Below are 12,176 nucleotides of genomic sequence, written 5' to 3' on the forward strand. Positions count from 1 at the left end.
TAAATAATGCTACATTAGAGGAGCTAGAAACATTAAAGGGTGTTTTGCACGGTTTTCAAAAAAAGCATCATAAGGGTTCTAAAACGATGGTTATTTCCGCTGACGTACTTCGTTCAGACGGAAAGAAAATGGCACAGTCTCCAGGCAGCTTTTTTATTATTAAGAAAAATAAATAGGTGGTGTTCACATGGTTACTGCCATTGTTATTCCAATCATCTGTATTTATTTTTACTGGATCACAAAAAAGGAAATGCGTGAAAGCCATGAAAAATGGATTCAGCTAAAAAATATACCCGAAGAGGCAATAATATCAGGTAGGGTTATGAATGTTCGAGAAAGCAGACAAAGATTTTCCCACAACCGCTTTGTTTATGTAATTGATATTAAAATACAATCTGGACAATCCGTTTGGGATGTTAAGAAAATGATTCCAATTGATGGTGAACAGAAATTGCCTCAATTACAACAAGGAGAAAACATCCGTGTATTTGGAAATTGGAAAGAAGATTATTTTCTTGTGGCCAGAATTGAAATAATAAAGTAAAGAGTTCTGCCTAACTGCATAAAAGAGCTTGTACATAAGACCAAGCTCTTTCTTGTAATAAAAATATTATAATTGCTTATTCCTGCCACTTTTCAATAAAATTTTGTGTATAATGTTTCTTAAATACCCCAACGCCTAAATGAGTAAAATGTTCATTTAACAGACTTTCCCTGTGTCCCTTACTATTTAGCCAGCCTTCAACTACAGCTGGAGCATCCATATAATTAGCTGCAATATTTTCACCGGCCATTTGGTAGAAAACATTCCCAGCTTCCAATCGAGCAGCCAAATCTCCAAATTCTTCAGAAATATGGGAGAATTGCTGGCTATCATACATATCCTTACTATGCGCAAGAGCCACTTGAGCTGTCTGTTCATCCCATTCTAATGGATTCAGCTTATTACGAATACGAAATACATTCGTTATATCAAATATTTGTCTTTCCTTTCCTCTTTCCACTTCTTCTTCATTTACGATTGAGTCTTCATCTGATTCTAGCAGTTCACCTCGATAAACCATTTCATATGGATGCTGTTTAATTAATGTTTCTGCATCTATAAGTCTAATGCTTGAAAGGGTACCGCTAAACTTGTCCAAATAGAGCTGGGCATAAATATCTCCTATCAAAACAAGTGGACGAGTATTCAAATCATCTTCTGACAGCTCAAATTTATACGAACTATTGTTATACTCAAGGTTAATAGTTGAATCAAAAATATTGGAAGAATAAATTTCTGCTACTGGCTGGCCAATTTTAAATGGCATTATTGGAGCTTCAGAACCTGTCGCATAAATGGTGACAATTTTATTATCTTTTATGCCAGCCTGAATATATTTTTGATAATTAATAGGATAAATCCACCACTCGTACCCGTATAATGAAGGATCCACTCTAAGTGGTTTGCCATATAGATTAATTACTTCGTTGGAAGGCTTGCCAAGCAAACTAATTAGACCTTCATTTGGCTTCTCCAGACCAGAGGAAGCATCAGAATCTGACTCACCTAAATCATAGTCAACTTTTGGCTGAGTACTAACTTCATTTAATAAGATCTTATCTTTTTCATCTGATTCATGATTAAAATATAGTCCTATCGCCAATAGAGCGGCAATAATAATTAGTATTCGAATAAGGGTCCTCAGAGGCTTGTCTCCTTTCTATTATTTTATATATGTATATGATAACTTCTTAATATTAGTATATCATCATTTACATTCTTTTTAATAGAAAGGGCAGAAAATTCTAATAAATTTTAACCATGCCTTAATTCCTAATTAATCATTAAAATATTCTTGAAATAATAAAGAACACCACAATCGGTGTTCTGTTCTTTAATGCTGGATTACATTGTTTTGTTCTGAAATCTCAGATAAAGCTTCCCCAGCTTTTTGATCTGTTAAATGATGGACAGCAAAATCACCTAAAGAAATAATTCCTACTAATTTCTCTCCTTCAACAACCGGTAAACGCCTAACCTGATGCTTAGCCATTAAGTTTGCTGCTTCATGAGCGTCCATTTCTTTTGTGACAGTTATTAAATCTTTACTCATAATTTCTTCAACCTTTGAAGATGGAGGATTTTTCTCTGCTACACAGCGCAACACAATATCCCTATCTGTAATCATGCCCACTAATTTGTCATTGTCAACAATAGGTATAGCACCAACATTTAATTCCTTCATCTTTACAGCCACTTCATAAACGTTATCTAACAAGGAACAGCTATCAACTTCATCAGTCATAATATCACGGATTTTATCCATTTAACTTCCTCCTTCGTTTCTTTGAATAATCAAAATTGTCCAATAATGGCCATGCAAGCCGCCTGTTACATACCCAATACCTATATGAGTAGACAGATTATCTAACATGTTTGACTGGTTTTCAGTTGAATTCATCCATAAAGAAAAAATCTCTTCAGGAGATCCGTATCCTGCACCAATGCTTTCTTTGACCTTATTAAACGGAATCCTAAAGGTCTTCAACATATTTATAGAATCCCCATAAGATGGGGAAATATGCGATACATACTGATACTCCATCATGTCATTCGATTTTTCTCGGGCGGCTTTTGCCAGAGAAAGATCTAAAATAAGTGGTTTCAAACCATGATCTTGTCTTTTTCTATTCATTAGCTCTAAAAGGTCTTTTTCATGACTGGACAGTGAAGTGATGTTATCTTTTCTTGATGCCCCGGGGATTGTTATTATTTGACCTGGGAAAATAATATTTGGATCTGAAATTTGAGGATTATGCTGAATAATTCGGCGAAGCCCAGTTCCAAAATGTAAAGCGATTTTCCATAAAGTATCTCCGCGCTTAACTGTGTAAATTGTATCTGCATAAATATTTAATCCAGAAGAAATATAAATCCATAATGAAATAATAAATATAAATAACCTTTTCATATAAAGCCTCCTTTTTCCCAATATTATATTCTCCAAATTTCCGAAAAAAAGAATGCTTCCCATACAATTAATAAATAATAATCCATTTTATATGCATTCTTTATATGTATACATTGCATCTTCTGTCTATTTCTACTATTATTAGACATGGATAGTAATTGAAGATTTAATCTAAAATAGCTGTACACAGCTAGCAATGGATTGTTTTAGGAGGGACAAACATGAAGTTTGAAAATACGGGGATTGAAAAAAAGAAAGCGGACCTCGTTCGCCTAGATGAAGTAATGCTTTCCAAAGGACTTGTACGAGAAGGTCAATGGGATTACGAAAGAGTTACATACGATCGCAAATTCGATCTAAAAGAAGGAATTTACTATTTGCGTGTTTTCGGTCAAACAGTTGAAGGCGAAATTGACACAAAAAGAGCAGTTATTGAATTAAAGACACCAGTACTTGGAAAATATTATTATCCTCATGGTGTTGAATATGGTGATGATGAAGTATTTCCAAAATCACTTGTTAGCCAATGTCAAAAAATTCTCACTGAGCTTAATGAAGAGATTGGAAAGTTTGCAAAATAATAATAACAAAGGACGCATAATATATATGCGTCCTTTGTTATTATGAAGACTCTGTTAAACGTGGCTGTTGATTGCAGCTGCAATCAACAAGTGCATAACTCAAAATTCTGCTTTAACACAGCCATTATAAAAAAGCAGAAATATGGCTTAACTCCATATTTCTAAAGAACTTATTAAAATCCTAAAATGGCTTTAATAACAGAAGTAGTTTCCCCTCCATGATAAAAAACATACAATAACAGATAGACAGCCACCCCTGTTATGGCAGTAAAAAACCATATTATACTTGTAATAGGTCCAATCTTTCGATGTTTGGCCAAGTTATTTTTATACCCTGTAATAAGCGTAATAATTCCTAACACCGCACCAACAGTTGCCAATGTAATATGAAATATTAGAAAAATTGTATAGTATATTTTAATATTGGCTGGACCGCCAAACGCAGTATTTCCTATAAACACCGTTCTGCTTGCATAAATAATAAAGAATATAATTGCGAATACAGCTGCTAACAACATTGTCTTTTTATGAGTTTCAATTTTTCTTTGTCGTATTTGTCCCCATCCAATAGCTACTGTAATGGCACTTAATACAATGAATGTCGTACTTATTGTCGGTAAAATCGGCAGCGAATAAATCATAATAACTCCCTCTCTGTTTTTTCTCTATTTAATCCATAAACAGGCCGCAAAGCCTTACAAAAGTATGATGCACAAAGTTAATTCTATTAAAGTTCCACTTTATAATCAACACAGATAAAGGCATTTTCGTCAAAGTTGCTAATTTGTTCAAATATTAATATATATAATGTGATTTTTTATATAGAAAAAACCTCATTCAAACAGAATGAGGCTTGAATTATTCAATCGTCTGAGGGTTAAGGGAATGTTGTTTTTCAATTTCTGTTTCTTCTTGTTCTTTACGGTACCAACTAAAGAAAATCTGTGCCAGTGTTACACCATAGACAATTTCTTGAATCATTTTCATAATAATCCCGCCTAATTGCTGATCATTCAGAAGGCTAATAGAACTAAACATCTCTGGACCGCTCAAGGTTAAGCCTGAAAGTGTTGATGCAGGTACACATAGTTCTAATGATTTAGCCCATGCGTCAGGGTCAGAGAATGAGCTGTATAATGGTGCATTTGCAAAGATAATAAGCCCGCATGCAGGTAATAGCAATGCACTCGCGGCAAAAATATATCCTACTTTTTTAAGCCCGCTTAAGGATTGATATTCATCTAATTTATTATCAATTGGCCACCAAAAAATTATTGCCATAACAAATAAAAGACTTGTATATGCTGCATGCAGTAAAAAACTTGTCTTAACAATATCAAATACTAGAGGGATATGATAAATGGAGAATATCCCATTAAACAATATTAGAGCTACAACAGGTTTGGTCAAAAAGTTAAATATGTTTTTAAACGCAGAATTTTTTTGAAGTGAACGCCAAATCCATGGAGGAATTCCCGTAATAAAAAATTTCGGAATAACTAAACAAAGGATAGCCATTTGGATCATATGTGCGTAAAACATCAGATGTCCCATTAAGTCAATAGGTGATCCTTTAATGATGTATAAAAGAAGAATAGCTATTGAAAAATTTATAGCTTGCCCTAGTTTAAGCGGCTCACTATTTAAAAACTTCTCTCTATATTTAATAGTAATTAAAAAATATCCAACAAGTACAAGAACTAAAAAGATAAAAAAATATGGGCTCCATAATGCTCGAAAACCAAATATTTGTAATGCCATGCATATTCACCCCTCTATTTTTTGACTGACAAAAGATCCAATAAGAAATATCCTTAAACATAAAACGATCAACATACCAAATTATATTATACATGTGAATCATGCGACTTCAAAATATTCAATATTACCAATATTTCGATTACATAAAAAGAAAACCGGCTGAAAGCCGATTTTCTCTCTTTTTTTACCACCAAATAATCGTAATATAAGTTAAAATCGTAACAAATCCAACAACCATTCCAGAATACATGAATAACTTAGGTGCCTCATGACCTTCATGACTCATATGCATGAAATAGTATAATTGAAAAATTACCTGAACAGCTGCAAGGATTAAAATAAACGGAACAATAAACCATCCAGAAAATCCTTCATAGGCTACAGCAACGAAGGCAACCAGTGTTAAGAAGATCATCAATGCGAATGAGATTATATGATGTTTCATTTCTTCAGCATTCTTTTTACGACGATATTCAATGTCTACACGAGGGTTACCTGAGTTTAATTGTTCATTTGTCATCAGTTTATCCCACCATTCCCATTAAATATACAACTGTAAAAATAAATACCCAAACAACGTCGATAAAGTGCCAGTAAAGACTTGCTACATAAAATTTAGGTGCATTGTAAAGGTTTAATCCACGCTTACTGTTACGAAGCATTAATGAAATAATCCATCCAAGTCCAAAAGCAACGTGAGCTCCATGGAATCCTACTAACGTATAGAACGCAGATCCAAATGCACTACTAGTGAACGTATGACCAAATTCATGAACATAATGATTGAACTCATAAATTTCTAAACTTAAGAATGACAATCCTAGAAGAACTGTAATTCCAAGCCATATTTGCATTTTCTTGAAGTTAAAGTTCTTCATATGGTACATTGCATAAACACTTGTTAATGAACTAGTCAATAATATCATAGTCATTGCAAATACTAGCGGAATCTCAAATAGATCCTTAGCAAGTGGCATGTCGCTGCTAGGTACTGAGTCTTTTAAAGCTAAATATGTTGCAAAGAGGGAGGCGAAGAGAACAGTCTCTCCACCTAGGAATAACCAGAACCCTAAAAACTTATTTTTACCCTCGAGGGTTTGCATTTCAGGAGAAGCTGGCCATTTTTCTAATGTCATTTTTTCTTCTGCATGCATTATGCCTTTACCCCCTTATTATTATCATCCATATCATCCATTAAATCTTCTTTATGAATATGATATCCATGATCATCCTTTAATGAACGAGTAAGCATTGAACCGAAAGTAATCACTAATCCAACGATTAAAACTGGGATACCCCAAGTATTTCCTTCATCTGCGTGGTACATTGCACCAAATGCTGCAATGAAAAGACCAAGTGAGATTACGAAAGGAATAAATGAGTTATTAGGCATATGGATATCACCAAGCGGCTCAGCAGGTACCATACCCTTTTTACCTTCCATTTTTTCAATCCAATAAGCATCTAGACCACGAACTAGCGGTAATTGCTTAAAGTTATAGAATGGCGGCGGTGAAGCAATAGCCCATTCAAGTGTACGTCCGTCACCCCATGGGTCATTTCCAACTTTTTCGTTTTTAACACTTGTCGTTACAATGTTAATTAACATAATGATCACAGCTGCAGCCATGAAGAAGGCTCCAACAGAACTTACAAAGTTTCCAGTTTCAAGTCCTTGACCCGGAAGGAAAGTGAAAATGCGTCGCGGCATTCCCCATAGACCTAAGAAATGCTGAATAAAGAATGTTAAATGGAATCCAATGAAGAATAATACGAAAGTAATTTTTCCTAGGAATTCATTTAGCATTGTTCCAAACATTTTTGGCCAATAGAAATGTGTACCAGCTAATAGAGCAAATACTACCCCACCTACAATTACATAGTGGAAGTGAGCTACTACGAAATACGTATCATGATACTGATAGTCAGCTGCAGCAGCCCCCAGCATTACACCTGTTACCCCACCCATTAAGAAAGAAGGAATAAAGGCAACAGCATACAGCATTGGAGTTGTAAATTTAATACTTCCTCCCCAAAGAGTAAATAACCAGTTAAAAATTTTAATTCCGGTAGGTACAGCAATAGCCATTGTTGCTACAGCAAAGATTGCGTTAGCAATTGGGCCTAAACCAGTTGTAAACATGTGGTGAGCCCAAACCATGAATCCTAAGAAACCAATTAGGACTGTTGCGAATACCATTGAAGAATATCCGAAAAGACGTTTTCTTGCAAATACTGCAAAGATCTCTGAGAAAATACCGAAAGCCGGTAAAATTAAGATATAAACTTCCGGGTGTCCAAAAATCCAGAAGAAGTGTTCCCAAATAATTGTATTTCCACCCATTGAAGCATCAAAGAAATTTGAACCAAACATACGGTCAAACATTAGTAAAAAGATACTTACTGTTAATGGAGGGAATGCAAATAAAATTAAAGATGAAGCAACAAAAGTCGTCCAAGTAAACATTGGCATACGCATATAAGTCATTCCTGGTGCGCGCATGTTAATGATTGTTACTAGGAAGTTAATACCACCCATCAAAGTACCGAAACCGGATATTTGAAGTCCTAGTACATAGAAATCAATACCGTGTCCTTTAGACGCAAGTGATAATGATGCATATGAAGTCCATCCAGCATCAGGAGCTCCTCCTAAAAACCATGAAAGGTTTAAGAAAACTCCACCAAAGAAAAATAACCAAAATCCTAACGAGTTAATGAAAGGAAAAGCAACGTCACGTGCTCCAATTTGGAGAGGCATGACCGCGTTCATAAATCCTAGCAAGAGTGGCATCGCCGCCAAGAAAATCATTGTTGTTCCGTGCATAGTCAGCATTTCATTGAATAAACCAGCACTTACAAAATCATTGTTTGGTTTTATTAATTGAATACGGATTACCATAGCTTCTATCCCGCCAAGGAGAAAGAAGAATCCGCCTGCAAAAAGATAAAGGTGTGCAATTTTCTTATGGTCTACTGTCGTAAGATAATCCCAAAGAACTGCCCCAAATCCCTTTTTTTGAGCAATGGTACTCACAATTTTACCTCCCTTTAGCAATTACACTATTTCCCCTGAACTTTTAACCCCATTAAATACTCTGTTAATGCATCAAGCTGTTCTGGAGTTAACTCTCCATAAGTACCTGTCATTTTGTTACCAGGCTTATACTTTTCAGGATCAGATAACCAATTTTTCAAGTCTTCTGGTGTATGTTGTAAAATACCAGCAATTCTTTCACGTTCACCAAAATTAGTTAGGTTAGGTGCTAGTCTTGCTGCTTCTGGTGTTGTGTTAGCTGGTGTAACAGCATGACATCCAATACAGCTTTGGTTAAAGATTTCTTGACCGGCTTGAGCTAAATCAGTTGTAGCCTTCATTGGCTCTTTAACACTTTGCATGTTACTTACCCATTGATCAAATTCTGCACGAGGAAGAGCCTTAACTTTGAAGTCCATTAGTGCATGTGATGGTCCGCAAAGCTCAGCACATTTTCCATAGAATAAGTTATTTACATCATCTGCTTTTTTACCATCAAATTTTAGCCAGAATTTATTTACGTTGTCTACGTTAGTATCCAGCTTTCCTCCAGCAGAAGGAATCCAGAAAGAGTGCTTAACATCTGAAGCAATTAAGTTAAAATATACTTTTTCATCTGTTGGAACAATTAAATCCTGACTTGTAATAATCTCTTGGTTCGGATATTCAAATTCCCACCAGTATAGGTTGGCGCGAACATTTACAACAAGAGCATCAGTCTTTCCATCTTCGTTCTTCTTATCCATATCTGCAACATCAGCAAGCTTAAATGTAGCTGAAACAGTTGGAATAGCAAGAACAAAGACCAATAATATTGGAATAACTGTCCAGATAATTTCTAATGCATGACTTCCTTCTACTTGTTTCGGAATTTTATCGTCTTTTCGACGGAATCTTACCAAAACGATGATGAAAATCAGAGCTACAATTGCGATTACCCCGATCATAATTGTAGTACTTAGCACCATTAAATCATATTGTTTTTGTGCAACTTCACCTGCAGGCTGCAAAGCAGATAAATATGGTTTGCCGCATGCAGAAAGAATGAGCGTCAGAATCCCAACTAAAGAAGCAAGACGCCATTTTGCAAGCCTTTTCATACTTTAATCAAACCCCTCTTTCGTATTATTTCTGTTTGAAATGTTTGATCGAAAAAATTATAAATAAATTCTTTCTAAATACTTAGGAAAAGAAAGAATTTCCTAACAAAGTTTCTTATGTAGTATACCTTAATACTGTTAAACAATATTACGATATTTTTTTATTAATAGGATTAGGGCATTAGAACATTATTTTGACTAGTGCCCTGCCCTATTATATTTAAATAAGTGTGATAATTACCATAGCTACAAACATAATAGTCAGATATTGCAATGAGTATACAAACATTAATGTAGCCCATTTAATATCATCTTTAAATTTTCTAGCATATATTCCTGTTGCAATCCAGCCTATATTTAAAATGGTTGCAAGAATAAGAAATGGCATTCCTAGTTCTGGAAGCAAGAATGGCAGTGGCAATAAACCTGCTACCCATAAGTATATTGAAGTCTTTGTTCTTTTAAATCCCTTTACAACCGGAAGCATTGGCACATTTGCAGCGCGATATTCTTCACATCTTCTCATGGCAAGCGCATAAAAATGAGGAGGCTGCCAGAAGAACATGATTAAAAATAAGCCCCACGCCATAACATCCAGGTTTGCATCTACTGCTGCCCACCCAATTAGTGGAGGCACAGCCCCTGATATACTTCCAATAATAGTATTTGAAACATATCTTCGTTTTGACCAAATTGTATATAAGACAATATAGCTAAATACCCCTACTAAACCAATTAAAGCAGCTGTTAAAGTAGTTAGTAAAAGCAATACCGTACCTATACCGATTAATAAGAAACTTAATATCGCCACTTTAGCTGGCGAAACTCTTCCAGTAACAGTTGGCCTATTCTTCGTTCTTTCCATAAAAGGATCAATATCTCGGTCTATATAGTTATTAAGGGCACATGAGCCAGCGATAATAAGCGATGATCCGATTACAGTATAAAGAACAATATCCAAATTATGCAAAAATCCTTTACCTGTAAAGTGCAGTGCAAGCCATAAACCAGTGAAGGTAGTAATTAAATTAGAATTGACAATTCCAACTTTAATTAATGATAAGAAATCCTTCCATACAGTTGACCTATGCACATCATTTTCCAGGCTTCCACCGCTGTTCTCAATACCAGCATCAATGAAGGCCCTCGAATTAGACATATTCTTTCCTCCTTTATCCCTTATCACAAATACGGCAATGATACTAAACCTACTATAAAACATTCTAGCTAACAATTCCATATTTGTAATAAAAAACGAAGAGCTTTTCCTAAAAGATGACAATTTAAATAGTTTTCTACTATTATAATTGTTTTAATACTGTAAATTACTTAACAGGATTTAAACATCTTCCTTTGTATATTAAATCACACTTTGAAAGTTTTTTGTGAATATTTTTCGAATAAAATATGAATAATTTGTGTCATCAAGTATTTTTGCTTAAATAATTGTTGTTTTTCTGCCATAATATAATCAGTATGTTTTAAAAAAACATTGATAAAATATTCACATAATGTAAAAAAATGTTTTATGTAAGATTTTACTGACGTACATATTATTTACACTATATGTACAATGATTATACCTTTTATCATTGTAATAAAAATATTAATCATGTAGTATTCGTAAAGGCAGTACTATTTCTATTCTCTTTTATCTTATTATCAGATATGATAGATACGGAAAATTTATTATTTAGAAACAAATTAATTATACTAGTCAACTACCTCATATTACAAATTATTGAATTATTTAGAAGAGGGTGAAGCACTTTGCGACGATCACTTAAATGGTTCGCCGTATTAACCACCATAGGAATGTTATTAATATTATTAGGCGGTGCACTCGTAACAAAAACAGATTCTGGAATGGGGTGCGGAAGATCTTGGCCGCTATGTAATGGTGAATTACTGCCGAAAGACATTACACCTGAATTAATTATTGAACTCGCGCATAGAGTCGTATCTGGTTCTGTCGGGATTATGGTTCTTGTCCTATCGGTCTGGACTTGGAGGTCTATCGGACATATTCGGGAAACTAAGTTTTTATCTATAACTTCTTTCTTTTTTTTAGTCCTTCAAGGTTTAATTGGAGCGGCTGCAGTTAAATGGGGACAATCAGATTTTGTACTTGCCTTGCATTTTGGCATTTCTTTAATTTCTTTTGCAACAGTCCTGCTTCTGACTCTCCTTATCTTTGAAGTTGATAAGAAATTTAATGCTGAAAATATTATCCTTGATAATAGAATGAGAAAACATATTATCGGTGTATCAATTTACAGCTATATTGTTGTTTACACCGGTGCTCTTGTACGGCATGTTAATGCTAGTTTAGTTTGTAAGGATTGGCCACTCTGTACGAATAGCATCTTTGGACTTCCTGAAAATATGTATGAATGGGTACAAATGGGACATAGGGCCGCAGCAGGCATCATTTTTCTGTGGATTGCTTATATTACCTATCTTGCAGTAAAGCATTATAAAAATCAAAAAGTTATATACTGGGGTTGGATTATTTCCTTTATTTTAGTTTCTTTACAGGTTATAGCTGGTGCATTCGTAGTCTTATCTAGATTAAATTTATATATCGCACTTGCCCACGCCTTCTTCATTTCTTGTTTATTTGGTGTTTTAAGTTATTTCATCCTTTTAACTTCTCGGAGTAAAAAGAATGCTTTAGCATTAAAAAAAGCTTCAGAAGATGATAAACTGCCAACGCCTCCTCCAGTTACAATTCAATAACAAA

The 12,176-nt window shown here is 34.6% G+C and carries 13 protein-coding genes; 3 read left to right on the top strand and 10 right to left on the bottom strand.

What is annotated here, in order from left to right; genetic code table 11:
- Positions 1 to 187 precede the first annotated feature (187 nt).
- Positions 188 to 544, top strand: a complete 357-nt coding sequence (locus tag H0173_RS02545; protein WP_221844342.1) for a hypothetical protein — start codon at positions 188 to 190, stop codon at positions 542 to 544.
- Between the two features lie 76 nt (positions 545 to 620).
- Here the strand turns inward: H0173_RS02545 and H0173_RS02550 are convergent, their stop codons facing one another.
- The 3 genes from H0173_RS02550 to H0173_RS02560 form a co-directional block, all read right to left on the bottom strand.
- A complete protein-coding gene (locus tag H0173_RS02550) occupies positions 621 to 1,646 on the bottom strand; it encodes a CAP domain-containing protein (RefSeq protein ID WP_221844343.1) in 1,026 nt (341 codons plus the stop codon).
- Between the two features lie 231 nt (positions 1,647 to 1,877).
- On the bottom strand, positions 1,878 to 2,309 hold the full coding sequence (locus H0173_RS02555) for a CBS domain-containing protein (protein WP_221844344.1): 432 nt from the start codon (positions 2,307 to 2,309) through the stop codon (positions 1,878 to 1,880).
- Positions 2,310 to 2,954, bottom strand: coding sequence for a LysM peptidoglycan-binding domain-containing protein (locus H0173_RS02560; protein WP_221844345.1), 645 nt, complete (start codon positions 2,952 to 2,954; stop codon positions 2,310 to 2,312).
- Between the two features lie 221 nt (positions 2,955 to 3,175).
- On the opposite strand from H0173_RS02560, the gene H0173_RS02565 reads away from it, so the two are divergent.
- Complete coding sequence (locus H0173_RS02565; RefSeq protein ID WP_221844346.1) at positions 3,176 to 3,535, top strand: YugN family protein; 360 nt, start codon at positions 3,176 to 3,178, stop codon at positions 3,533 to 3,535.
- Positions 3,536 to 3,708: 173 nt separating this feature from the next.
- Here the strand turns inward: H0173_RS02565 and H0173_RS02570 are convergent, their stop codons facing one another.
- The 7 genes from H0173_RS02570 to cyoE all read right to left on the bottom strand — a co-directional run bounded on the left by H0173_RS02570 (position 3,709) and on the right by cyoE (position 10,592).
- Complete coding sequence (locus tag H0173_RS02570) at positions 3,709 to 4,176, bottom strand: DUF420 domain-containing protein (protein ID WP_221844347.1); 468 nt, start codon at positions 4,174 to 4,176, stop codon at positions 3,709 to 3,711.
- A 217-nt stretch (positions 4,177 to 4,393) separates the two neighbouring features.
- A complete protein-coding gene (gene ctaG, locus H0173_RS02575; protein WP_221844348.1) occupies positions 4,394 to 5,296 on the bottom strand; it encodes a cytochrome c oxidase assembly factor CtaG in 903 nt (300 codons plus the stop codon).
- A gap of 184 nt (positions 5,297 to 5,480) precedes the next feature.
- The gene (gene ctaF, locus H0173_RS02580) at positions 5,481 to 5,816 is read right to left on the bottom strand and encodes a cytochrome c oxidase subunit IVB (RefSeq protein WP_221844349.1); all 336 of its coding nucleotides are present in this window, start codon (positions 5,814 to 5,816) and stop codon (positions 5,481 to 5,483) included.
- Between the two features lie 4 nt (positions 5,817 to 5,820).
- Entirely contained in the window at positions 5,821 to 6,450 is a 630-nt protein-coding gene (locus H0173_RS02585; RefSeq protein ID WP_221844350.1) for a cytochrome (ubi)quinol oxidase subunit III, read from the bottom strand.
- Complete coding sequence (gene ctaD, locus H0173_RS02590) at positions 6,450 to 8,336, bottom strand: cytochrome c oxidase subunit I (RefSeq protein WP_221844798.1); 1,887 nt, start codon at positions 8,334 to 8,336, stop codon at positions 6,450 to 6,452. Before ctaD ends, H0173_RS02585 begins: the two co-directional genes overlap by 1 nt.
- A gap of 23 nt (positions 8,337 to 8,359) precedes the next feature.
- Complete coding sequence (gene coxB, locus H0173_RS02595) at positions 8,360 to 9,433, bottom strand: cytochrome c oxidase subunit II (RefSeq protein WP_221844351.1); 1,074 nt, start codon at positions 9,431 to 9,433, stop codon at positions 8,360 to 8,362.
- Positions 9,434 to 9,653: 220 nt separating this feature from the next.
- Entirely contained in the window at positions 9,654 to 10,592 is a 939-nt protein-coding gene (cyoE, locus tag H0173_RS02600) for a heme o synthase (protein ID WP_221844352.1), read from the bottom strand.
- A 611-nt stretch (positions 10,593 to 11,203) separates the two neighbouring features.
- On the opposite strand from cyoE, the gene H0173_RS02605 reads away from it, so the two are divergent.
- Positions 11,204 to 12,172 carry a COX15/CtaA family protein gene (locus tag H0173_RS02605; RefSeq protein WP_221844353.1) on the top strand — a complete coding sequence of 323 codons (969 nt, stop codon included), beginning with the start codon at positions 11,204 to 11,206 and terminating at the stop codon, positions 12,170 to 12,172.
- Positions 12,173 to 12,176 lie beyond the last annotated feature (4 nt).

The sequence above is a fragment of the Bacillus sp. S/N-304-OC-R1 genome (assembly GCF_019749375.1).
Taxonomy (GTDB): domain Bacteria; phylum Bacillota; class Bacilli; order Bacillales; family Cytobacillaceae; genus Cytobacillus.